This is a genomic window from Aeromonas sp. R6-1, assembly GCF_040908165.1.
GTDB lineage: Bacteria > Pseudomonadota > Gammaproteobacteria > Enterobacterales > Aeromonadaceae > Aeromonas > Aeromonas caviae.
Genome location: NZ_JBFODF010000055.1, coordinates 287,605 through 309,153, shown reverse-complemented (window position 1 = coordinate 309,153; position 21,549 = coordinate 287,605). Strand labels below are relative to the sequence as shown.

Below are 21,549 nucleotides of genomic sequence, written 5' to 3'. Positions count from 1 at the left end.
GATCCTTAACGACTAAACCAGAAATAGGCCGCAACGGCCAAACCAATACAGAGCCAGCCCAGCACATCCACATAGTGCATCAGCTTGCGCTCCATCTTCTCGCCGCCCCAGCGCATCAGACCTGCAACCAGGAAGAAGCGCATGCCACGACCGATCAGCGAGGTCAGGATGAAAGGCAACAGTGCCATGTGGAGCAAGCCAGCCGTGACGGTAAACACCTTGTAGGGGATCGGCGTGAAGCTGGCAATAAAAATAACCCAGATGCCCCACTGCGCGAACCACTGCTCGGCCAGGGCAATCTTGTCCTCATAGCCAACCGAGGTCACCAGCGGCTGCACCACTGGCTCCCACAGGGCATAGCCGAGCAGATAACCAAACAGGGCGCCCAGCACCGACAAGAGGGTAGCCAGCGCGGCATAGTGCCAGGCGCGATGAGGTTTGCCGAGCGCCATGGGCGCCAGCATCACATCCACCGGGATGGGCCAGAAGATGGATTCAATAAAGGCGGTGATGGCCAGATACCAGGGGGCATACTTGTGGCGTGCCCACTGCATCACCAGAACATAAAGGCGGGAAAACAACTTCACTCGACATCTCCGTCAATCAGGGGAACGAAACGTACCGGCTCCAGAATCCGGCTGGTGAGCTGGGAGCCCGATCGCTCGATGAGCTGCAGGGTCTGCTGGCCATCACCCACCGGCAACACCAGACGACCACCATCAGCCAGCTGATCGGTCAGGGCCTTGGGGACCTCACTGGCCGCCGCCGTCACCAGAATGGCGTCGAAAGGGCCCTTGTTGGGCCAACCTAGCCACCCATTGCCGTGCTTGGCCGACACATTGTGCAGATCGAGCTGGCGCAATCTGCGCCGGGCCTGAAACTGCAGCGACTTGATCCGCTCCATGGTGTAGACATGCTCCACCAGGTGGGCCAGTACCGCCGTCTGGTAGCCCGATCCCGTCCCGATCTCCAGCACATGGGCCGGATCGTTCTGGATCAGCAGCTCGGTCATGCGCGCCACGATGTAAGGCTGGGAGATGGTCTGCCCATGGCCGATGGGCAGGGCCGTATTGTCCCAGGCCTTGTGGGCCATGGCCTCGTCCACAAACAGCTGGCGCGGCACCTTCGCGATCGCCGCCAATACGCGGAAATCGCGGACATCCTGGGCAATCAGTTGATTCAACAGGCGCTGTACTATCACAACGTCATCCCTGCAGATCCAGCCACGCGCCCAGGGTCGACAGACTGCCGTAGGCCGTCATGTCGATGGTCAGGGGAGTGATGGAGACATAACCCTGCTCGATGGCGGCAAAGTCCGTTCCCTCTCCCGCATCCTGCTGGTTGCCGGGGGGACCAATCCAGTAGACCGGCTGACCACGGGGATCCTCGGTGCGGATCACCGACTCCGCCCGGTGGCGATTGCCAAGGCGGGTCACCCTGATCCCCTTGATCTGCTCGAGCGGCAGGTCCGGCACATTCACGTTGAGGATCTGATCCGCAGGCAACGGATGCACCATCAGCCCCCGCACCAGCTGGGCGGCGTAGTGGGCCGCACTGGCGAAATGAGTCTTGCCCACCAGCGAAACGGCGATGGAGGGGAAACCAAGATGACGCCCTTCCGTCGCGGCCGCCACCGTCCCCGAGTAGATGACGTCATCCCCCAGGTTGGCCCCGTGATTGATACCGGCCACCACCATGTCGGGCTCAGGGCGCAGCAGTTCGTTGACCGCCAGATGAACGCAGTCGGTCGGCGTCCCCTTGACCGCATAACTCTTGATGCCGTGAAAACTGGACGCATCGAGGCGGATGACCCGCAGCGGCACTTCCAGCGTCAGGGAGTGGCTGGCACCGCTGCGGTTGCGATCCGGCGCCACCACCACGACCTCGCCACAGGCACGCAACGCCTCGCTGAGGGCGCGAATGCCCTCGGCGTGCACCCCATCGTCATTACTGACCAGAATTCGCATCGGTTGAGTTCCTGAAACCGTGATCGGCCTCTTCGGCCTGCATTAATTCGCGTACCACGCTGGTGGCAAAGGCGCCGGCCGGCAGGAAGAACGACAGGGTCAGCACCGCGTCCTCCCGTTGCCAGCTCATCTGCTCCGGCTTGAGCAGCAGCGGGCGCCTGTCCTGATCCAGCCCGGCTTTTTCCAGTCCTTCGCACCAGTCGCCATAAGGGGCCAGCACTCCTTGCTCGAACTCGGCAGCAGCGCCCTGGCTCGCCAGACGGCCACGACCCCACTGGGGAGCGGTCAGCTGCACGTCCCCGGAGGCAAGGCGTGCTTCCAGCTCGGGGGTCACGCTCTCTTCGCTGAAGATGGAGTGGCTGCCCTTGAGCATCACGCAGTCGCCGGCCAGCAGCTGATGGGCCAGTCCCTGCTCGATGCGGGCGCTGACGATGGCATTGAACAGCATGCTGCGGGCGGCGGACAGATAGAGGGAGCGCTTGTTGCGATCCTTGATCCGTTTGCCGGCGAACATCGCCTTGGCGGCCTCCAGGTTGTTGCCACCGCGGCCGAAACGCTGCTCGCCGTAGTAGTTGGGTACCCCCTGGGTTGCAATCGCCTGCAGACGGGATTCCAGCCCGTCGGCCTGCTCCAGCCCGGTGAGACGCAGGGTGAAGTGGTTGCCCTTGAGATAGCCGACCCGCAGCTTCTTGTTGTGGCGCTTCACCTCAAGGATCCGGATGTTGTCGTTCTCGATGACCGAGAGATCCGGTTCGCCCTTGCCCGGCAGATGGATGCCGAACCACTGTTCGGTCACCGCATGGCGATCTTTCAGACCAGCCCAGGTCACCGCATTGCGGGCAACCCCGGCCGCATCGGCCAGCAGGCCAGCCACCCAGGCGGTATTCTCGCCGGTTTTGCGTACCCGGACGAAGATGTGTTCCCCCTCGCCGCAAGGTGCAAACCCGAGATCTTCATTGACCACGAAGTCGGCGGCCTCGGCCTTGAGGATGCCGCGAGCAGTGGGCGTCCCGTGCAGATAGGCAAGTTGTTCAAGCATCATTGTTTCACCAGCAAGACGACGGCTTCGGTGGCGATCCCTTCCTTGCGCCCCGTGAATCCGAGTTGTTCGGTGGTGGTCGCCTTGACGTTCACCCGGTTCAAATCACATTGCAGATCCGCGGCCAGCACGGCGCACATGGCGTCGATATGGGGGGCCATCTTGGGGGCCTGGGCGATGATGGTCACATCCAGGTTGCCGATGGCATAACCTGCGAGCTGCACGCGGGCAAAGACATCCCGCAGCAGGATGCGGCTGTCGATGCCCTTGAATTCGGCTGAGGTATCGGGAAAGTGGCGGCCGATGTCACCGGCGCCGATGGCGCCCAGCAGGGCATCGCTCACCGCATGCAGCACCACGTCGCCATCGGAGTGGGCCAGCAGGCCCTGTTCATAGGGCACTGCCACCCCGCCCAGCATGCAGGGACCGACCCCGCCAAACTTGTGAACATCAAAACCATGTCCGATCCGCATCATGCCTGTGCCCTCCTCAATACACGGAAATCTGTCTCATCAAAACCATGTCCGATGCGGATCATGCCTGCTCCTCTGGGGATGAATCGGGTCGTGCCGACCGGCACGCACGTTGTTGCTGTAAATAGAGCCCGGCCAGGGAGAGATCTTCCGGCCGGGTCACCTTGATGTTGTCGGCCCGCCCTTCCACCATGCGCACGGGGAAACCGGCGCGCTCCATGGCGGAGGCTTCATCGGTGATGGCGGCGCCGAGCGCCAGCCCCTCCTCCAGCGCCCGCTTGAGGGGGCGGACCAAAAACATCTGGGGCGTCAGGGCATGCCAGAGCTGCTCGCGATCCACGGTGGCGAGGATATTGCCGGCCGCATCGGTGCGCTTCATGGTATCGCGCACCCGGCTGCCGAGGATGGCACCGCCAGAGGCCATGGCGGCAGCAATGAGCGCATCGAGATCCTCGTGGGTCAGACAGGGCCGGGCGGCGTCATGCACCAGTGCCCACTCCCCTTCTGCCACGTGCAACGCATTGAGCACGGAGAAGGCGCGCTCGCTTCCCCCTTGCACTCGCAGCACCCGCGGATCGGTTGCCACGGTCAAGGTCTCAAACCAGCTGTCGTGGGGCGCCAGCGCCACGATCACACGGGCGATGGCGGGATGGGAGAGCAGACGCTCCAGGGTGTGCTCCAGAATGCATTTCCCTGCCAGGGAAAGGTACTGCTTGGGGCAACTGGCCCCCATGCGACTACCAATACCGGCAGCCGGGACGATGGCGGTCAGGCCGCTCAGGCTATCAGTCATCGTAGGGGGCACCATCAGGCTCCGTCACCTGATCCTTTTCTTTGGGAATGATTCGGTAGAAGGTCTCGCCCTGCTTGATGTAGCCAAGATCGTTGCGCGACAACTCCTCGATGGCCTCAAGGCCAGAGGTAAGATCGTCGATTTCCCGGTAAATCAGGCTGTTGCGGTCCTTGAGTACCAGGTTGTCCTGTTGCTGCCGCTCGATGGCGGTGGAGAGTTCCCGATAGTCGGAGAGGCCGTTTTTCCCCAGCCAGAGGTCATATTGCAGCCCTCCCAACAGGAGGAGCAGGATAAGAGTGAGTAGCCGCATGCACTGAGTCTCCTTCAAGCGGCCTAGTTTCCCATATTCGCAGGCAAGACAAAAGAAAGCCTGTGTGCCGGATGGGTTGGTCGGAATAAAAAATGCAGGTCGCACACGCCCATAAGCGCAGAACGAAAAAGCCCCGCCAGATGGCGGGGCTTTGTGAAGCATGAACGCAGGCGAAAATTAAGCCTGGTTCTTCACTTCTTTCAGACCACGGAACGGAGCCTTGGCACCCAGGGCTTCTTCGATACGGATCAGCTGGTTGTACTTGGCAACACGGTCAGAACGGCTCATGGAACCGGTCTTGATCTGGCCAGCAGCGGTACCCACAGCCAGGTCGGCGATGGTCGCGTCTTCGGTCTCACCGGAGCGGTGGGAGATGACGGCAGTGTAGCCAGCGTCTTTGGCCATCTTGATGGCAGCCAGCGTTTCGGTCAGGGAACCGATCTGGTTGAACTTGATCAGGATGGAGTTGGCGATGCCATTGTCGATACCGCGCTTCAGGATCTTGGTGTTGGTTACGAACAGGTCGTCACCCACGATCTGGATTTTCTTGCCCAGTTCGGCGGTCTGGTAGGCGAAGCCTTCCCAGTCGGATTCGTCCAGGCCATCTTCGATGGAGACGATCGGGAACTTGGTGGTCAGGTCAGCCAGGAAGTCGGAGAAACCGTTGGAGGTGAAGACACGACCTTCGCCCTTCAGGTTGTACTCTTTCTTCTCTGCGTCGTAGAACTCGGACGCAGCGCAGTCCATGGCCAGGGTGATGTCGGTGCCCAGTTTGTAACCGGCAGCGGCAACGGCTTCAGCGATCACTTCCAGCGCTTCGGCGTTGGATTTCAGGTTCGGAGCGAAACCACCTTCGTCACCGACGGCAGTGTTGTAGCCCTTGGACTTCAGCACTTTGGCCAGGTTGTGGAACACTTCTGCGCCCATGCGAACGGCTTCTTTCAGGGTCTTGGCGCCAACCGGCTGGATCATGAACTCCTGGATGTCGACGTTGTTGTCGGCGTGCTCACCACCGTTGATGATGTTCATCATGGGCAGCGGCATGGAGTAGACACCCGGGGTGCCATTCAGCTCGGCGATGTGGGCGTACAGCGGCATGCCTTTGGCAGCAGCGGCAGCTTTGGCGTTGGCCAGGGAAACAGCCAGGATGGCGTTGGCGCCGAACTTGGATTTGTTCTCGGTACCGTCGAGGTCGATCATGATCTGGTCGACAGTGGCCTGGTCCTTGGCATCTTTACCCAGCAGAGCCTGAGCGATCGGGCCGTTGACGGCTTCGATGGCTTTCAGCACGCCTTTACCCAGGAAACGGCTCTTGTCGCCGTCACGCAGTTCCAGCGCTTCGCGGGAACCGGTGGACGCGCCAGACGGAGCGGCTGCCATACCAACAAAACCACCTTCCAGGTGAACTTCGGCCTCAACGGTCGGGTTACCACGGGAGTCGATGATTTCACGACCGATCACTTTAACGATCTTGGACATGTGTATTTCCTCAGGTTTCGTAAAAAAACAACAAAAATATGCCAAAAAAAGCGGCTGTGGCACAGAGCCCCAACCGCATTTATTTTCAATTACTTCAAATTACGCTTCTGATACTCGCCCGCCGCCTTCACAAAACCGGCGAACAGGGCGTGGCCATCACGGGGAGTCGAGGTGAACTCCGGGTGGAACTGCGCGGCCACGAACCAGGGGTGATCCGGGATCTCGATGATTTCCACCAGCTTCTTGTCGGCGGAGAGACCGGTCACCTTCAGACCTGCCGCTTCAATCTGCGGCAGCAGCTTGTTGTTCACTTCATAACGGTGACGGTGGCGCTCGTAAATGGTCGGGCTGCCGTACATCTGACGGACCTTGGAATCTTCCACCAGGTGGCAGAGCTGGGAGCCCAGACGCATGGTGCCGCCCAGATCGGACTTCTCGGTCCGGGTCTCGACGTTGCCTTCGTCATCCACCCACTCGGTGATGAGACCGACCACGGGGTAAGGGCTGTCTTTCTTGAACTCGGAGGAGTGAGCCCCTTCCATGCCCGCCACGTTGCGGGCGTATTCGATCAAGGCAACCTGCATGCCCAGGCAGATACCGAGGTACGGGATCTTGTTCTCGCGGGCATATTTGGCGGCCAGGATCTTGCCTTCCACACCGCGCTCGCCGAAGCCGCCCGGTACCAGGATCGCATCCAGACCTTCCAGCAGCTCGGCGCCACGGGTCTCGATGTCCTGGGAGTCGATGTACTTGATGTTGACGGAGAGACGGGTCTTCAGGCCACCGTGCTTGAGCGCTTCGTTGACGGACTTGTAGGCGTCCGGCAGGGAGACATACTTGCCCACCATGCCGATGGTGACTTCGGCAGTCGGGTTGGCCTCTTCATAGATGACCTGTTCCCACTCGGCCAGGTCGGCTTCTTTGCACTCGATGCCGAAGCGCTCGGTGATGTAGCCATCCAGCCCCTGGGATTTCAGCAGCGCCGGGATCTTGTAGATGGAGTCGACATCCTTCATGGAGATGACGGCGCGCTCGGGCACGTTACAGAACAGGGCGATCTTGGCACGCTCGTTGGCCGGAATGGCGCGGTCGGAGCGGCAGATCAGCACATCCGGCTGGATACCGATGGAGAGCAGCTCCTTCACGGAGTGCTGGGTCGGCTTGGTCTTCACCTCGCCGGCGGCGGCCAGGTAAGGAACCAGGGTCAGGTGCATGAACATGGCATTGTTGCGACCCACGATGGCCGCCAGCTGACGAATGGCTTCAAGGAACGGCAGGGACTCGATGTCGCCCACGGTACCGCCCACTTCGACGATGGCAACCTGATGGCCTTCGGCACCGGCAATCACCCGCTCCTTGATGGCGTTGGTGATGTGCGGGATCACCTGGATGGTGGCGCCCAGATAGTCACCACGACGCTCCTTGCGCAGCACGTCCGCATAGATGCGGCCGGTGGTGAAGTTGTTGCGGCGGGTCATCTTGGTGCGGATGAAACGCTCGTAGTGGCCCAAATCCAGATCGGTTTCGGCCCCGTCCTCGGTTACGAACACTTCACCATGCTGGGTCGGGCTCATGGTGCCCGGATCCACGTTGATGTACGGGTCCAGTTTCATGATGGTCACATCCAGACCACGGGCTTCCAGAATGGCTGCCAGAGAAGCTGCGGCAATGCCTTTGCCGAGGGATGAAACAACGCCACCAGTCACAAAAATATATTTGGTCGTCATGCTGAACCTGAAAGAAGTTTAGGGAATTTTAAGGGGTGCTTCGGGGATGAAGCAGGACGGGGAAACAGTATACCAAAACCCCCACTCCCAAACAATGAACAAAAATCTATCAGGCTCCCCGCCGCCCCGTCTTGCGCCAAATCAACTTTGTTCGGTTTCCTTGGCCCTGTTCCAGGCCTCGTCCAGCTTCTCCAGGGAGCAATCCGTCATTTTCAGACCTTCTGCGGCAATAAAGTGTTCAACTTGACGAAAACGACGCTCAAACTTGGTGTTGGCAGCCCGCAGCACCTGCTCGGGATCCTTGCCCAGATGGCGCACCAGGTTGACGGTGGCAAACAAGAGATCGCCGAGCTCGTCGCTCACCCGCTCCTCGTCCACGTCGACCATCAGCGCCTCTTCCATCACCTCCTCGATCTCCTCGTGGATCTTGTCCACCACGGGCCCCAGCGTTTTCCAGTCGAAACCGACGGTGGCGCAGCGCTTCTGGATCTTGGCTGCCCGGGTCAGGGCAGGCAGGGAGAGGGGGATATCGTCCAGCACGCTCTCCTTGTCGAGCGCCGCACGCTCTTTGGCCTTTTCCGCCTCCCAGTTCGCTTTGACCGCCTGCTCGTCACCCAGGTCGGCATCGGAGAAGACATGGGGGTGGCGGCGAATGAGCTTCTCGCTCACGGTATCGACGATGTCGGCAAAGTCGAACAATCCCTGCTCCTTGCCGAGCTGGGCATAGAACACGACCTGGAACAGCAGATCACCGAGCTCCCCCTTCAGCCCTTGCCAATCTTCGCTCTCGATGGCATCCGCCACCTCGTAGGCCTCCTCCAGGGTGTGCGGCACTATGGTCTGGAAGCTCTGCTTGAGATCCCAGGGGCAGCCCCCGTTCGGGTCACGCAATCTGGCCATGATGTCGAGCAGTTGGGGAAGGTCGTAGCGTTGGGACATGGGCAACTCACTTTCGATTCAGTAAATGGGTTCATGAATATCCGCTCACGCCACTGCTCCACATGATGTGGAGCCATGGCGGCCGGAGATGGGGCGCGTGATATCCGTCTTCAATGCTCTGCAAGGAGGGAGAAAATGCAGACCGGCCACTGGGGCCGGTCGGTTGAGCATTACAGCCGCTTGGCGCTGATCACGTCGTTGAGCTGACTGAGCTTGGCCAACGCCCGGTTGAAGGCGTTGATGTTGTAAATCTCCAGCTCCATGTCGATTTCGGCGGTCTGCTCGCGCACGTTGGAGCGCGAACGCACTCCCATCACGTTGATCTTCTCGTTGGCGAGCACGGTGGTGATGTCGCGCAGCAGGCCGGATCTGTCGTTGGAGAGAATGCGGATGGTGAGACCGTAACCGCCGGAGTAGTTCTCCCCCCAGACCGCATCGATCAGGCGCTCCGGGTTGCGACGCGACAGCTCCTTGAGCTGCTCGCAATCCTCCCGGTGGATGGAAACCCCCCGTCCCATGGTGATGAAGCCCTGGATGGCGTCCCCCGGGATGGGCTGGCAGCAGCGGGCGATGTGAGTCATCAGGTTGCCCACCCCTTCCACCACGATGTGATCCTTGGGTTTGGGGCGGAAGGGCACATTGGCCTTCTGCTCCAGCTTCTCCAGCAGACGGCGATCTTCTTCTTCCGCCGTCGGCTTGTTGTAGCGGGTGTCGAGGTAGTTGAGCAGCTGGTTGATGCGGATGTCGCCGCTGCCGATACCGGCCAGCAAATCCTCCAGCTCCTCCGCATGGAAACGCTCCAGCACCACCTTGTCCACCTTGGAGAGGGTGAGGTTGTGGCGGTCCAGCTCCTTCTCCAGCAACTCCTTGCCGGCGGCGATGTTCTTGTCCCGGTCCAGCTTTCTGAACCAGGTGGCCACCTTGGCCCGCGCCCGGCTGGAGCGCAGGAAGCCGGCGTTCGGGTTCATCCAGTCGCGGCTCGGGTTCGGCTCCTTCTGGGTGATCACCTCCACCTGATCACCGGTTTGCAGCGTATAGGTGAAGGGCACGATACGACCGTCGATCTTGGTGCCGATGCAGCGGTGACCGATCATGCTGTGCACGTGATAGGCGAAGTCGAGCGGCGTCGCCCCTGCCGGCAGGTCGATGACATCGCCCTTGGGAGTGAAGACATAAACCCTGTCCTCGAACACCTGACTGCGCAGATCGTCCAGCAAGGAGCCGCTCTCCGAGAGATCCTCCTGCCAGGCGAGGAGTTTGCGCAGCCATTCGATCTTGTCTTCGAAGGTGCTGGTCTTCGCAGCGGCCTGGGCCCCTTCCTTGTAGCGCCAGTGCGCAGCCACACCGAGCTCCGCATCCTGATGCATCTGCTCGGTACGGATCTGGATCTCCACCGTCTTGCCCTCCTCCCCCACCACCACGGTGTGGATGGACTGGTAGCCATTGGGCTTGGGGTTGGCGACATAGTCGTCAAATTCGCGGGGAATATGGTGGAAATGGGTGTGAACGATACCGAGCGCCGCGTAGCAATCCTGCAGCCGCTTGGTGATCACCCGCACCGCGCGCACATCGAACAGCTCGTTGAATTCGAGGTGCTTCTTCTGCATCTTGCGCCAGATGCTGTAGATGTGTTTCGGTCGGCCATAGACCTCGGCCTCGACGCCGGCCTCGGCCAGGGCATCGCGCAGAGACTGCACGAATTCACGGATGTAGCGCTCGCGGTCGAGCCGTTTCTCGTCCAGTTGCTTGGCGATCTGCTTGTAGGTGTCCGGGTGCAGGTAGCGGAAGGCGAGATCCTCGAGCTCCCACTTGAGCTGACCGATACCGAGGCGGTTCGCAAGGGGGGCATAGATGTTGGTGATCTCCTGGGCCATCAGCACCCGGGTCTCCTCATCCGCCTTCTTCGCTTCACGCAGGCAGGCGATGCGCTCCGCCAGCTTGATGACCACGGCGCGCACGTCCTCGACCATGGCGAGCAGCATGCGGCGCACGTTGTCCACCTGCTCCGGCGAGGTTTCGCTGCGGTGAAGGGTTTGCAGGGAGCGGATGGCCTCCATCTCCAGCACCCCTTCCACCAGCTTGGCGATCTTGGGGCCGAAGTCCTCGTTCACCTTTTCCTGGCTGATGAGACCGGCTTCGACGAAGGGATAGAGAATGGCGGCCTTGAGGGTGGCGAGATCCATGCTGAGCATCAGCAGGATGCCCACCATCTCGACCCCGCGCACCAGCAGGCGGTTGGTGAGCGCTTCGTCACCCAGGGTCAGGCAATACTGGTAGACGGTTCGCAGCTGATTCTTGTCACTTTCACTCAGGGTAAGGGAACTGACCCACTCATCCAGAGTGAAATTGTCTTTCAAATGAATATCGCGCACCGCAACCATGGTATCAATCCTTAAAAGTGTGGGGTCGAAAGCCGATGCTCTCCTCATCCCCTCATCAACTGATGACTGCCTCAAATGGGGATGCATGAAAGAGTTTTCAAGGCATGTCACCGCGCAAGGTGACAGGGCTCTTCCCCGCATCCGATCCACTATCGACGACCTAGATTACCCTAATCACTCCCGCTCAAACAGCGCTGCCGCCGCTGGAAAACCAAGATAACCGCATGCTGCCCTGCCCGTTGAAGGCAGCGAGAAACACCTGTTTTACCTCACTCTGGCAGCATCATGCACATCGAAAAATCATCACGACCGCATCTTGATTCATCCAGAATAATGCGGTCGCCTCGACTCAACCCCGTTCGAACAGCGCCATGGACTCCAGATGACCGGTGTGGGGGAACATGTCCAGCATCCCCAGACGGGTCAGCTTGTAGCCCCCCTGCACCAGCACCTGGCTGTCACGGGCCAGGGTGACCGGGTTACAGGAAACATAGACCACCCGTTTGGGGGAAAGTGCCACCACGTGGCTCATCACCTCCAGCGCCCCGGGTCTGGCCGGATCCAGCAGTACCAGATCGAACCCTTCCCGGGCCCAGGACATGCCCACGATGTCACCGCTCAAGTCCGCCTTGTAGAAGCGGGCGTTGTCGATGCCGTTGCGGCGGGCATTCTCCTGTGCACGCGTCACCATGGCGAGCTCCCCTTCCACCCCCACCACTTCGCGGGCCTGACGGGCCAGCGGCAGGGTGAAGTTGCCGATGCCGCAGAAGAGGTCCAACACCTTGTCATCCTTGCCTGCGTCGAGCCAGCTCAATGCCTGCTCCACCATGCGCTGGTTGACGGGCCCGTTGACCTGGATGAAGTCGCCGGGAGCGAATGCAAGAGACAGGCCATCCAGCGTGTAACTTGGCTGAGACTGTTGACGCAGAGGTTCGATCTGCTCGTTCGCCGCCTGCAGATAGAGGTCTATCCCCTGGGCGGTGGCAAACTCGGTCAAGTGCGCCCGATCTGCCTCGGTGGGGCGACCGGTGTGGCGCAGCAGCATCAAAATGCCCTGCTCCCCCTGAATGAGTTCCGCATGGCCCAGTTCGCGCTGGCTCTTCAACCGGTTGAGGCATTCGCGCAGAGGGGCGATAAGGGCGGAGAGGGGCTCGGCCAGCACAGGGCAGCCGGCAATCTCTACCAGATCGTTCGACTGGCGACGACGAAAGCCAACCCGGGTGCAGCGACCGTTCTTGTCAAACTTGATGGCCAGACGGCAGACCCTGCGGTAGGCGCGGGACTCCCCCGTCAGCGCAGGTGCCAGCGCCGGCGCCTGGATGTTGCCAAGGCGCTCGAACAGGCTGACCAGTCCCGCCTCCTTGGCCGCCAGTTGATCTCCCTCTCCCAGGTGCTGGGCACTGCAACCGCCACACTCGCGATAGTGGTCGCAGAAGGGGGTGACCCGGTTGGCCGCCGGGGTCACCACCTGTTGCAGGGCGGCGTGGGCATAGTGCTTCTTGTCGTCGATGATGCGGGCCTTGATGGCCTCGCCGGGCAGCGCCCCTTCGACGAAGATGGCCTTGCCCTGATGACGGCCGACGCCGACACAGTGGTGATCCAGACGGTCTACCGTAAATTCAATACGTTGGGGCTGGGTGGACTTCTTTTGGGGCTTGAAAAACTGGGCCATAAAACTTGGTGCCTATAGGTGGCTATGTCATGATTGTGGAATCTGCGGCAGACCATTGTCCCACAAGAATAATCGTATGACCAAATACGGCCTGAGGGCCCCAACAGCGGCATCCGCCCCATCGTCCATTCTGACCAAAAGTGGCCCATTGATATGACCGGATACGGCCTGAGACCCCGTACAGCGACAATGACTGTATTGCCTGCCCGACCCCGGTGCCTGCATGCGCCCCGGATCATGGCTTCTCTTGCGAAAGGCGGGTCGGCGGCATGACCAAGTACGGTCTCAGGGCCCGGGTGCTGGCCTTCACCATCTTGCCGACCCTCATCATCGGCGGCCTCATCGCCGGCTATTTCACCTTCCACCGCTATCAGCAGCTGGAAAACAACCTCATCGATCAGGGCATCAACATCATAGAGCCGCTGGCCATCGCCAGCGAATACGGCATGACACAGCACAGCCGCGAATCCCTCAAGCGGCTGATCGGGCTCACCCATCGCAAGAACTCGCCCTTCATCAAGTCCATCGCCGTCTTCACCCAGGAGAACCAGCTGTTCGTGACGTCCAACTACCACAGGGACTTCAGCCAGCTTCGTCTGCCGGACGGCAGCGTCATCCCGGCCCTGACCAGCGTCTCCGTCAACGGCGATGACATCATACTGCGCACCCCCATCCAGGCAGAGACCAGCCTGGACGGCTTCCCGCTGCCAAGCGATCTGGAGCCGCCGGTCATCGGCTACATCTCCATGCAGCTCGCCACGGACAGGGCCATCGTCCTGCAGTACCGCGACGCCTTCTTCGCGGTCATCATCGTGCTCATCGGGCTGGCCATCAGCGCCCTGTTCGGCTTCCGTCTGGTCAAGAGCGTGACCCAGCCCATCACCGACATGGTGCAGGCGGTGCACCGGATCAGGGAGGGGCGACTCGATACCCGGGTCAGCGGCCAGCTCACCGGCGAGCTCGACATGCTGAAAAACGGCATCAACGCCATGGCCAAGGCGCTCTCCGAATATCACGAGGAGATGCAGCAGAACATCGATCAGGCGACGTCGGATCTGCGGGAGACCCTCGAGCAGATCGAGATCCAGAACGTCGAGCTCGACATGGCGAAGAAGCGCGCCCAGGAGGCGGCCAGGGTCAAGTCCGAGTTCCTCGCCAACATGTCCCACGAGCTGCGCACCCCGCTCAACGGGGTCATCGGCTTCACCCGCCAGCTGCTCAAGACCAGTCTGACCCCGAGCCAGACCGACTACATGCAGACCATCGAGAAGTCGGCGCGCAACCTCCTTGGGATCATCAACGACATCCTCGACTTCTCCAAGCTGGAAGCGGGCAAGCTGCAGCTCGAGCACATCCCCTTCAGCCTGCGGGACACCCTCAACGAGACCATGCACCTGCTGGGGCCGAGCGCCCACGACAAGCAGCTCGAACTCTCCCTCCAGGTGGATGCCGCCGTGCCGGACTACCTCACCGGCGACCCCATGCGTCTGCAGCAGGTGCTCACCAACCTCACCGGCAACGCCATCAAGTTCACCGAGCGCGGCAACGTGGACGTGCGTGTCGAGCAGACCGGGGAATCCAGCGGCAACAAGGTGCGCCTGCGGGTGCTGATTCGCGATACCGGCATCGGCATCTCGGAAGAGCAGCAGCGCCAGTTGTTCCAGGCCTTCAACCAGGCAGACTCCTCCATCTCCCGCCGCTATGGGGGCACCGGGCTCGGGCTCGTCATCACCCAGAAACTGGTGCAGCAGATGGGGGGCCAGATCCGCTTCGAATCCGAACTCGGCAAGGGGTCAGTTTTCTCGTTCCACCTGGATCTGGATGTCTCGCCCCTGCCCCAGAGCGAGCGGCTTCCGCTGGATCGCATCCAGGGCAAGCGGGTCTGGCTGCTGGAGCCGGATCCCTTCACTCACGCCTCCCTGCTCGCCCTGCTGGGAGAGTGGCACCTGGATGTGCACTCCCTGACGGTGGACGAGGAGTGGCCCCCGATGAGCAGCCAGGACATGGTGCTCATCGGTAGCAGCACCGTGCACAGCCCGCAGCAGGTGATTGCCCGTCTCGACGGACTGGACGGCCAGCAGAACACCATAGTGCTGCTCAGCAGCCACGAGCCGGCCCTCTACGACGCCATGCTGGCCCACGGCGCCGTCCACTGCCTCTCCAAGCCCATCAACCATCGCAAGTTGCTGCACGCTCTGCTCTCCCCCGAGGCGGTACGCCGTGCCCCCCTGCCCGCGCCGACGCCGCGCAGCGTGCAGGCGGTCAAGGTGCTGGCGGTGGATGACAACGCCGCCAACCTCAAGCTCATCGCAGCCATGCTCAAGGAGATGGTGACCGAGGTGGTGGTGTGCAAGAACGGCAAGGAGGCGGTCAACCTGGCCCAGAGCCAGCCGTTCGACATCATCTTCATGGATATCCAGATGCCCGTCATGGACGGCATCAGCGCCACCCAGGCGATCCGCCACCACTCCCTCAACACCGAGACCCCCATCGTCGCGGTCACCGCCCATGCCATTCCCGGTGAGCGGGAGCGCCTCATTCGCCAGGGCATGGACGACTACCTGGCCAAACCCATCGACGAGGGGATGCTGGCGCAGCTCATCACCGACTTCGCCCACCGGCGGCACCAGAATCACGGGGATCAGCAGATAGACTGGCCCCTCGCCGTGCGTCAGGCCGCCGGCAAGCCGGCCCTCGCCCGGGAGATGCTGACCATGCTGCTGGCCAGCTTCGACGAGGTGGAGCCCATCCTGGCGGCGGCGCTGGAAGGGAGTGCCGACGATGCAGACGTGCTGGCCCAGCTCCACCGCCTCAACGGTGGCTGCGCCTACTCCGGGGTGCCGGGTCTGCAACGCCTGCTCTCCCAGCTCGAGCAGCAGCTGCGCGACGGGGTCGCCGTGAGCGATCTGGAGCCCGAATTGCTGGAGCTGCAGGATGCCCTGGAGCAGGTGAGGCAAGAGGCTCCCCGCTACCTGGCCCTGACCGACTGAGGCGCTTTTTCTGACTGGACAGGCGGCAGGTGGTAACATCTGCGCCGTTTCCACAGGAGTCAACATGACCAACAACGATATTCTACGCCGCCTGCGCTATGCCCTCAGCATCAGCAACGACCAGATGGTCGAGATCTTTGCCAAGGGCAATCTGGCCATCACCCATGCCCAGTTGCACGGCTGGCTGATGAAAGAGGCCGAAGAGGGCGAGGCACAGGAAGCGGGCTTCGCCGCCTGCCCGGACTCGGCACTGAGTCAGTTCCTCGACGGCTTCATCGCCCTGCGCCGCGGTGTGCGGGAAGATGCCCCGCCCCAGGTCATCCCGAACCGGATCAACAACAACCTGATCCTGCGCAAGCTGCGCATCGGCCTCAACTACAAGGAAGAGGAGATGCTGGGCACCCTCAAGCTCGCGAACTTCAACCTCTCCAAGTCCGAGCTGAGCGCCCTGTTCCGCGCCAGGGATCACAAGCACTATCAGGATTGCGGGGATCAGATCCTGCGCAACTTCCTGATTGGCCTCACCGCCAAATACAGGCCCGGGCCCTGATGACCGCCTCCGGCCAGGTGCGAGGCTAAACCATGGGCTGGCGCCGCCGGCTGACTCCACGCCCGTCGGCGAGCGGCGGTGCGTGCCGGTTCGCGGCGCGCTGGTTCTGGTCACTGCCCCTCATCCTGCTGCTCGGCGCCTGCCAGCCTGCGCCCTATCGGCTCAATCAGGATCATCAGAGCGCCAGCCAGAACGAGCGCATCGCCTTTCTCATCCTGCACTACACGGATGAAGAGGATGCCCGCTCCCTGCGCCTGCTGACCGAGCCGGAGCACAAGGTGAGCGCCCACTACCTGATCCCCCGCGACACCGACGAGCAACCGTTCCCGGTCTACCAGCTGGTGCCCGACAGCCAGCGGGCCTGGCACGCCGGACGCAGTCGCTGGCATCACTACGCCGGGCTCAACGCCAGTTCGCTCGGTATCGAGATAGTGAATCTCGGGTATGACGAGAAAGACGCGGCCCTGCCCGCCCATCTGAGACACTGGCAACCCTATCCCCCTGCCCAGATCGCCGCCCTCGGCGCCCTCGCCCGGGATCTGATCGAACGCTACCAGATCCCCCCCACCCAGGTGCTGGCCCACAGCGACGTCGCCCCCGAGCGCAAGCAGGATCCCGGCCCCCGGTTCCCCTGGCGCGAACTCGCCCTGCGCTACGGTGTCGGCGCCTGGCCCGACGAGGCCCGGGTGGCCGAGCTGCGCCAGACGCAGCTCAATCCTTGGGATGCGCTGCAATGGCAGCAGCAGCTTGCCCGTTACGGCTACGGCCTACCCCAGCACGGCGCCTGGGATGAGCAGAGCCGCGCCGCCCTGCGCGCCTTCCAGCTTCACTTTCGCCCTGCCCTGGTCACCGGCGAGCCGGATGCCGAGTGCCAGGCCATCCTCACCGCCCTGCTGGAGCGCTACTTCCCGGAACCAGGCTGAGGCGCCCCTTCCCTTTCGCCCTCTGCACACGGATGCCCGGCCCCATGCCAGATGAGCTCGGGGTTCACCCCGCCTTCCACTCCTGAAAACCACAAGGGACGCCGAAGCGTCCCTTGTGGTTTTCATACCTGCGAAGCGGCATCAGATCCCCTGACGGGCTTCCTGCATCAGCGCACGCATGTCGCTGACCGCCTTGGCCAGACCGTCGAAGGCGGCGCGGCCGATGATGGCGTGACCGATGTTGAGCTCATAGAGCTCGGGGATGGCGGCGATGGCCTTGACGTTGTGGTAATGCAGACCGTGGCCCGCATTGACCTTCAAGCCCTTGCCAGCGGCGTAGGAAGCACCGGCGGCGATGCGCTTGAACTCGGCGTTGCGCTCGGCATCCGTGGTGGCATCGGCGTAGCGGCCGGTGTGGATCTCGATGAAGGGAGCACCGCTCGCGGCGGCCGCATCGATCTGCAGCGGATCCGCATCGATAAAGAGCGACACTTGGGCGCCCACGGCGGCCAGGCGGGTCACCGCATCGGTCACCTTGTCCAGCTGGCTCGCCACGTCCAGACCACCCTCGGTGGTCACCTCGGTGCGCTTCTCCGGCACCAGGCAGACGAAGTGGGGCTTGATGCGGCAGGCGATGCCGATCATCTCCTCGGTCACCGCCATCTCCAGGTTCATCCTGGTCTGTATGGTCTGGCGCAGGATCTCCACGTCCCGGTCGGTGATGTGGCGGCGATCTTCCCGCAGGTGGACCGTGATGCCATCGGCACCGGCCTGCTCGGCCACGAAGGCGGCCTGTACCGGATCCGGATACTGGGTGCCGCGGGCGTTGCGCAGGGTGGCGATATGGTCGATGTTCACACCCAGGTAGATCTCGCTCATTGCTTACTCCTTGATACAGGTCATCTGTGAATGCCGGAGCGGGTGGAGCCCGCCCCTCTGTCCATGTGCCGCCGCAGGCCGGTTATGGCCACGGCGACAGCATTATTGTTCATGAAAGGCGATGTCATAAACACAAAACATCACCAGATAATAAAAATCAGCTTGAAACACTGCCTTTTCGCTTCAAAAAGAGCTCCCTGCTCTTCAGTTGACGCTTGCCGAGATAGGGCTGCAGCGCCAGCCGGCTGAAACGCTTGGCCGCCTGCAGCAAGGGAGGCGTGTCGAAACGCCCCTCGGCGAAGGCCAGCAGGTGGGCACCGAGGAACAGGGTACGGGGATCCGGCGCCCGCTCGCAAGCGACAAAGCCGAGCTCCCGCTCGAAGCCGTAGAGCAGGGTAGGGTCGATGGGGGAGTCGTCGTCCGCGGCATATTCGAAGTCCACCGCGTAGCCCAGGGCCTGCAGCAGCAGGAACTCGAAGCGGCGCAGGGGCAGCTCCGGGGTCTCGCCGTCCGCCAGGGCCATGATGGCACGGGCATAGGCGTCGAACACCTCGGGGAAGGGGGTGTGCGCTTCCAGCAGGTAGTAGACCAGCTCGTTGAGATAGAGGCCGTAGAAGAGGCGATCCCCGCCGAGGCGCAACGAGTGATCCGGGCACTCCACCTGGGTGAGGTTCTTGAGATCCCCCTTGCCGCGCCAGGCAATGGTGAGCAGGGTGAAGGGCTGAAGCAGCCCCTTCAGAGAGGAGCGTGGCCCGCGGGAACCGCGAGCCACCAGGGTGAATCGACCGCTATCCTGGGTGAAGACCTCGACCAGCTGGCTGGTCTCCCGATAGGGCCGACTGTGGATGACGAAAGCCGGGGTCAGCAATCAGTCGTCGCCATACCCGAGGCTGCGCAGGGCCCGCTCGTCGTCGGCCCAGCCGGACTTGACCTTGACCCACAGTTCGAGATGCACCTTGTTCTGGAACAGCCGTTCCATGTCGATGCGCGCCTCTGTGCCGATGGTCTTGATCTTCTCGCCCTTGTTGCCGATGACCATCTTCTTCTGGCCTTCGCGCTCCACCAGGATGAGCCCGTGGATGTGGTAAAGACCGTTTTCCTCGACCTTGAAGCGCTCGATCTCCACCGTCACCGAATAGGGCAGCTCCTCGCCGGTGAAGCGCATCAGCTTCTCGCGGATGATCTCGGAGGCCATGAAGCGGGAAGAGCGGTCGGTCACGTAATCTTCCGGGAAGAAGTGGACGTTCTCCGGCAGCAGATCCTTGGCCCACTCGCGGATCTTCTCCACGTTGGTGCCCTTCTCGGCACTGATGGGCAGGATGTGGGCAAAGTTCATCTGCTGTCCCAGCCACTCGAGGTGCGGCAGCAGATCCTCTTTCTCCTTGACGTTGTCGATCTTGTTGACCGCCAGCACCACGGGGCACTTGAGGTGGCGCAGCTTGCCCAGCACCATCTCGTCATCCTTGGTCCAGTGGGTGCCGTCCACCACGAACACCACCATGGCCACGTCCCCCAGGGAACTGGTGGCGGCGCGGTTCATCAGGCGGTTGATGGCCCGCTTCTCCTCGATGTGCAGACCCGGGGTATCCACATAGATGGTCTGATGGTTCTCCTCGGTGTCGATCCCCAGGATCCGGTGACGGGTAGTCTGGGGCTTCTTCGAGGTGATGCTGACCTTCTGGCCGAGCAACTTGTTGAGCAGGGTGGACTTGCCCACGTTGGGGCGGCCCACGATGGCGACAAAGCCGCAATAGGTGGTATCTGTCATGACCGCGTTCCCAATGCTGATGGAGTGAAATGAGCGCACAGTGCCGGATCCGTCATGGTGCTCATGACAGCCGTTCCAGTGCTTGCTGCGCCGCGGCCTGTTCGGCCTTGCGGCGGCTGGAGCCGATCCCGACCAGGGGGCCATCCAGCCCATCCACTTCGCACTGGACGGTGAACTCCTGGTTGTGGGCCTCGCCCTTGACGTTGGTCACCGTGTAGGTCGGCAGGGATTTGCGGCTGCCCTGAAGGATCTCTTGCAGACGGGTCTTGGGATCCTTCTGTTCGATCCCGGGCTTGATCTCGCCAAGGCGGCTGGCATACCAGCCGAGCAGGAGGCTGCGCACCCGCTCCAGATCCGTGTCCAGATAGATGGCGCCGATCACCGCCTCGACGGTGTCGGCCAGGATGGACTCGCGGCGAAAACCGCCGCTTTTCAGCTCCCCCGGCCCCAGGATCAGGTGATCCCCGAGGTCGAATTCCCGGCCCAGCTCGGCCAGCGTCTTCTCGCGCACCAGGGTGGCGCGCATACGGCTGAGATCCCCTTCCGCCGCCTGCGGGAAGCGGTGGAAGAGGTCATCGGCAATCACCAGACTCAGGATGGAGTCCCCCAGAAATTCCAGGCGCTCGTTGTGACGGGACCCTGCGCTGCGATGAGTCAGAGCCCGGGTCAGCAGCTCAGGATCCTGAAAGACATGCCCGAGACGGGACTGCAGTCTGTTCATCTTGATATTCATTTACTTGATTCCGCCAATGCGGTTGAAGCGCACACCGGTCGGCACCCAGCTCGGCAAGCTGGACCCTTCCTCGCGCTCGAATTCGAAACTGATCCAGATGGCGACCGCCTTGCCCACCAGGTTCTGCTCGGGCACGAAACCCCAGAAACGGCTGTCGGTGCTGTTGTCGCGGTTGTCACCCATCACGAAATAGTGGCCTTCCGGCACCACCCACTCGTCGGGGTAGGTGCCGGGCTGGCGATAGTAGCGGTCCACCAGGTCCGGCATCAGCGGGTTGCGCAAGGTCTCGTGGGAGACATCACCCAGCTGTTCGGTGTAGCGATCCAGCGGGATCCCCATCTGGCTGAACTCGCCGCGCTGCTCGAACTTGACGTCCAGCTTCTGGAAGCCGGGGCACGTTTTCCCTTCCTGCTCATCGCACTTGGGCCGGATCATCAGCTCCTTGTTGCGATAGATGACCCGATCGCCGGGCATGCCGACCACCCGCTTGATGTAGTCCACCCGGGTATCCAGCGGATACTTGAAGACCACCACATCACCGCGCTTCGGCTCGCCGGTCTCGAGGAACTTGGTGTTGGTCACCGGGTCCTTGAGGCCGTAGGCAAACTTCTCCACCAGGATGAAGTCGCCCACCAGCAGGGTCGGCATCATGGAGCCGGACGGGATCTGGAACGGCTCGAAGATGAAGGAGCGCAGGATCAGCACCAGCGCGATCACCGGGAAAACCCCGCCGGTCTGTTCGATCCAGACCGGCATGGGGGCCACCTTGGCCAGTGTCTTCTCGTCCACATCCGGACCGGCATTGGCACGGGCGGCGGCAATCTTGGCCGCCCGCTGCTTGGCCCAGACCAGCTTGTCGAGCGTCCAGATGATGCCGGTCAGCAGGGTGACGACGACGAGGATCAGGGAAAAGGTGCTTGCCATCG

Annotated in this window: 20 protein-coding genes; 3 read left to right on the top strand and 17 right to left on the bottom strand. The window is 62.0% G+C overall.

Annotation, left to right across the window (positions count from 1 at the left end; translation table 11 throughout):
- Positions 1–5: 5 nt before the first annotated feature.
- The 12 genes from AB5Y68_RS20740 to rlmD form a co-directional block, all read right to left on the bottom strand.
- Entirely contained in the window at positions 6–587 is a 582-nt protein-coding gene (locus AB5Y68_RS20740; protein WP_039041046.1) for a YqaA family protein, read from the bottom strand.
- Positions 584–1,201 carry a protein-L-isoaspartate(D-aspartate) O-methyltransferase gene (locus AB5Y68_RS20735; protein ID WP_010675623.1) on the bottom strand — a complete coding sequence of 206 codons (618 nt, stop codon included), beginning with the start codon at positions 1,199–1,201 and terminating at the stop codon, positions 584–586. Before AB5Y68_RS20735 ends, AB5Y68_RS20740 begins: the two co-directional genes overlap by 4 nt.
- Before the next feature lie 4 nt (positions 1,202–1,205).
- Positions 1,206–1,967 (bottom strand): 5'/3'-nucleotidase SurE, encoded by a 762-nt coding sequence (gene surE / locus AB5Y68_RS20730; RefSeq protein WP_039041045.1) that lies wholly within the window; start codon positions 1,965–1,967, stop codon positions 1,206–1,208.
- Positions 1,948–3,006, bottom strand: coding sequence for a tRNA pseudouridine(13) synthase TruD (truD, locus tag AB5Y68_RS20725; protein WP_039041049.1), 1,059 nt, complete (start codon positions 3,004–3,006; stop codon positions 1,948–1,950). The genes surE and truD overlap by 20 nt, the downstream gene beginning before the upstream one ends.
- On the bottom strand, positions 3,006–3,482 hold the full coding sequence (gene ispF, locus AB5Y68_RS20720; RefSeq protein WP_042881525.1) for a 2-C-methyl-D-erythritol 2,4-cyclodiphosphate synthase: 477 nt from the start codon (positions 3,480–3,482) through the stop codon (positions 3,006–3,008). Before ispF ends, truD begins: the two co-directional genes overlap by 1 nt.
- A 58-nt stretch (positions 3,483–3,540) precedes the next feature.
- On the bottom strand, positions 3,541–4,272 hold the full coding sequence (gene ispD, locus AB5Y68_RS20715; RefSeq protein WP_323932279.1) for a 2-C-methyl-D-erythritol 4-phosphate cytidylyltransferase: 732 nt from the start codon (positions 4,270–4,272) through the stop codon (positions 3,541–3,543).
- On the bottom strand, positions 4,265–4,582 hold the full coding sequence (gene ftsB / locus AB5Y68_RS20710) for a cell division protein FtsB (RefSeq protein ID WP_010675628.1): 318 nt from the start codon (positions 4,580–4,582) through the stop codon (positions 4,265–4,267). The genes ispD and ftsB overlap by 8 nt, the downstream gene beginning before the upstream one ends.
- A gap of 177 nt (positions 4,583–4,759) precedes the next feature.
- Positions 4,760–6,061, bottom strand: coding sequence for a phosphopyruvate hydratase (eno, locus tag AB5Y68_RS20705; protein WP_005335583.1), 1,302 nt, complete (start codon positions 6,059–6,061; stop codon positions 4,760–4,762).
- A gap of 89 nt (positions 6,062–6,150) precedes the next feature.
- Positions 6,151–7,788, bottom strand: a complete 1,638-nt coding sequence (gene pyrG / locus AB5Y68_RS20700) for a glutamine hydrolyzing CTP synthase (protein ID WP_039041042.1) — start codon at positions 7,786–7,788, stop codon at positions 6,151–6,153.
- A 141-nt stretch (positions 7,789–7,929) separates the two neighbouring features.
- Positions 7,930–8,727 (bottom strand): nucleoside triphosphate pyrophosphohydrolase, encoded by a 798-nt coding sequence (gene mazG / locus AB5Y68_RS20695; protein WP_039041041.1) that lies wholly within the window; start codon positions 8,725–8,727, stop codon positions 7,930–7,932.
- A gap of 170 nt (positions 8,728–8,897) precedes the next feature.
- Positions 8,898–11,108, bottom strand: a complete 2,211-nt coding sequence (gene relA, locus AB5Y68_RS20690) for a GTP diphosphokinase (RefSeq protein WP_010675631.1) — start codon at positions 11,106–11,108, stop codon at positions 8,898–8,900.
- A gap of 349 nt (positions 11,109–11,457) precedes the next feature.
- Complete coding sequence (rlmD, locus tag AB5Y68_RS20685) at positions 11,458–12,780, bottom strand: 23S rRNA (uracil(1939)-C(5))-methyltransferase RlmD (RefSeq protein WP_039041040.1); 1,323 nt, start codon at positions 12,778–12,780, stop codon at positions 11,458–11,460.
- Between the two features lie 269 nt (positions 12,781–13,049).
- Between rlmD and barA the strand changes: the two genes are divergently transcribed.
- The 3 genes from barA (at position 13,050) to AB5Y68_RS20670 (ending at position 17,243) form a co-directional block, all read left to right on the top strand.
- Complete coding sequence (gene barA / locus AB5Y68_RS20680; RefSeq protein WP_039041039.1) at positions 13,050–15,770, top strand: two-component sensor histidine kinase BarA; 2,721 nt, start codon at positions 13,050–13,052, stop codon at positions 15,768–15,770.
- Positions 15,771–15,834: 64 nt separating this feature from the next.
- Positions 15,835–16,320, top strand: coding sequence for a DUF1456 family protein (locus tag AB5Y68_RS20675; protein ID WP_010675634.1), 486 nt, complete (start codon positions 15,835–15,837; stop codon positions 16,318–16,320).
- A 32-nt stretch (positions 16,321–16,352) separates the two neighbouring features.
- Positions 16,353–17,243, top strand: a complete 891-nt coding sequence (locus tag AB5Y68_RS20670) for an N-acetylmuramoyl-L-alanine amidase (RefSeq protein WP_039041038.1) — start codon at positions 16,353–16,355, stop codon at positions 17,241–17,243.
- 141 nt (positions 17,244–17,384) lie between these two features.
- Here AB5Y68_RS20670 and pdxJ read toward each other — a convergent pair whose 3' ends face one another.
- From pdxJ to lepB, 5 genes are all read right to left on the bottom strand, one after another.
- Positions 17,385–18,122 (bottom strand): pyridoxine 5'-phosphate synthase, encoded by a 738-nt coding sequence (gene pdxJ / locus AB5Y68_RS20665; protein WP_039040536.1) that lies wholly within the window; start codon positions 18,120–18,122, stop codon positions 17,385–17,387.
- A 157-nt stretch (positions 18,123–18,279) separates the two neighbouring features.
- The gene (recO, locus tag AB5Y68_RS20660; protein ID WP_039040537.1) at positions 18,280–18,990 is read right to left on the bottom strand and encodes a DNA repair protein RecO; all 711 of its coding nucleotides are present in this window, start codon (positions 18,988–18,990) and stop codon (positions 18,280–18,282) included.
- The gene (gene era / locus AB5Y68_RS20655) at positions 18,991–19,890 is read right to left on the bottom strand and encodes a GTPase Era (RefSeq protein WP_010675638.1); all 900 of its coding nucleotides are present in this window, start codon (positions 19,888–19,890) and stop codon (positions 18,991–18,993) included. It lies immediately after the preceding gene.
- Positions 19,891–19,951: 61 nt separating this feature from the next.
- The gene (gene rnc / locus AB5Y68_RS20650) at positions 19,952–20,623 is read right to left on the bottom strand and encodes a ribonuclease III (protein WP_010675639.1); all 672 of its coding nucleotides are present in this window, start codon (positions 20,621–20,623) and stop codon (positions 19,952–19,954) included.
- Complete coding sequence (gene lepB / locus AB5Y68_RS20645) at positions 20,624–21,547, bottom strand: signal peptidase I (protein WP_010675640.1); 924 nt, start codon at positions 21,545–21,547, stop codon at positions 20,624–20,626.
- Between the last annotated feature and the right edge of the window lie 2 nt (positions 21,548–21,549).

Excerpts from the sequence above, each read along its gene's own strand:
- truD (WP_039041049.1), bottom strand. The coding sequence starts at position 3,006 with ATGCTTGAACAACTTGCCTATCTGCACGGGACGCCCACTGCTCGCGGC.
- AB5Y68_RS20670 (WP_039041038.1), top strand. The coding sequence starts at position 16,353 with ATGGGCTGGCGCCGCCGGCTGACTCCACGCCCGTCGGCGAGCGGCGGT.
- era (WP_010675638.1), bottom strand. The coding sequence starts at position 19,890 with ATGACAGATACCACCTATTGCGGCTTTGTCGCCATCGTGGGCCGCCCC.
- surE (WP_039041045.1), bottom strand. The coding sequence starts at position 1,967 with ATGCGAATTCTGGTCAGTAATGACGATGGGGTGCACGCCGAGGGCATT.
- pdxJ (WP_039040536.1), bottom strand. The coding sequence starts at position 18,122 with ATGAGCGAGATCTACCTGGGTGTGAACATCGACCATATCGCCACCCTG.
- rlmD (WP_039041040.1), bottom strand. The coding sequence starts at position 12,780 with ATGGCCCAGTTTTTCAAGCCCCAAAAGAAGTCCACCCAGCCCCAACGT.
- lepB (WP_010675640.1), bottom strand. The coding sequence starts at position 21,547 with ATGGCAAGCACCTTTTCCCTGATCCTCGTCGTCGTCACCCTGCTGACC.
- rnc (WP_010675639.1), bottom strand. The coding sequence starts at position 20,623 with ATGAATATCAAGATGAACAGACTGCAGTCCCGTCTCGGGCATGTCTTT.
- pyrG (WP_039041042.1), bottom strand. The coding sequence starts at position 7,788 with ATGACGACCAAATATATTTTTGTGACTGGTGGCGTTGTTTCATCCCTC.
- ispF (WP_042881525.1), bottom strand. The coding sequence starts at position 3,482 with ATGATGCGGATCGGACATGGTTTTGATGTTCACAAGTTTGGCGGGGTC.
- eno (WP_005335583.1), bottom strand. The coding sequence starts at position 6,061 with ATGTCCAAGATCGTTAAAGTGATCGGTCGTGAAATCATCGACTCCCGT.
- ftsB (WP_010675628.1), bottom strand. The coding sequence starts at position 4,582 with ATGCGGCTACTCACTCTTATCCTGCTCCTCCTGTTGGGAGGGCTGCAA.
- mazG (WP_039041041.1), bottom strand. The coding sequence starts at position 8,727 with ATGTCCCAACGCTACGACCTTCCCCAACTGCTCGACATCATGGCCAGA.
- barA (WP_039041039.1), top strand. The coding sequence starts at position 13,050 with ATGACCAAGTACGGTCTCAGGGCCCGGGTGCTGGCCTTCACCATCTTG.
- ispD (WP_323932279.1), bottom strand. The coding sequence starts at position 4,272 with ATGACTGATAGCCTGAGCGGCCTGACCGCCATCGTCCCGGCTGCCGGT.
- relA (WP_010675631.1), bottom strand. The coding sequence starts at position 11,108 with ATGGTTGCGGTGCGCGATATTCATTTGAAAGACAATTTCACTCTGGAT.
- AB5Y68_RS20675 (WP_010675634.1), top strand. The coding sequence starts at position 15,835 with ATGACCAACAACGATATTCTACGCCGCCTGCGCTATGCCCTCAGCATC.